Source organism: Pseudoalteromonas sp. S1608, from assembly GCF_005887265.1.
Classification (GTDB): Bacteria; Pseudomonadota; Gammaproteobacteria; order Enterobacterales; family Alteromonadaceae; genus Pseudoalteromonas; species Pseudoalteromonas undina.
This window is the reverse complement of sequence record NZ_PNDK01000082.1, coordinates 1-339: the sequence shown is the minus strand read 5'-3', so window position 1 is coordinate 339 and position 339 is coordinate 1. Positions and strand designations below refer to the sequence as shown.

The 339-nt window shown below is 43.7% G+C and carries 1 protein-coding gene; it reads right to left on the bottom strand.

All coding sequences use genetic code 11. From position 1 onward, the window contains the following. On the bottom strand, positions 1-339 hold a 339-nt coding region (locus CWB75_RS18775; RefSeq protein ID WP_212750905.1), incomplete at both ends, for a hypothetical protein.

The following is a 339-nucleotide window of genomic DNA, read 5'->3' as shown; positions in this document are numbered from 1 at the left end:
AGTTCAGGCTCAGCTGCAGTTTCTGACTCAGCTGCAACTTCAGGCTCTGCTTCAGGTTCAGGCTCAACTTCAAGCTCTGACTCTACTTCAATTTCAGGCTCAGCTTCAATTTCAGGCTCAGCTTCAATTTCTGGCTCTACCTCAGGCTCAGGCTCAGGCTCAGCAAAAGATGAAGCGATAGATTCTACATCTTCACTATTTAACTCTTCTTGCGCGTCAGTTAAATCTTCAATTGAGTCCGCCAATGCATGATCTATTTCAGAATCATGAACATCACTTTCAGGTTGCTCAGTATCTAGTACATCGTCAATATCTACTTCGTCTTCTTCAACTAAGCTG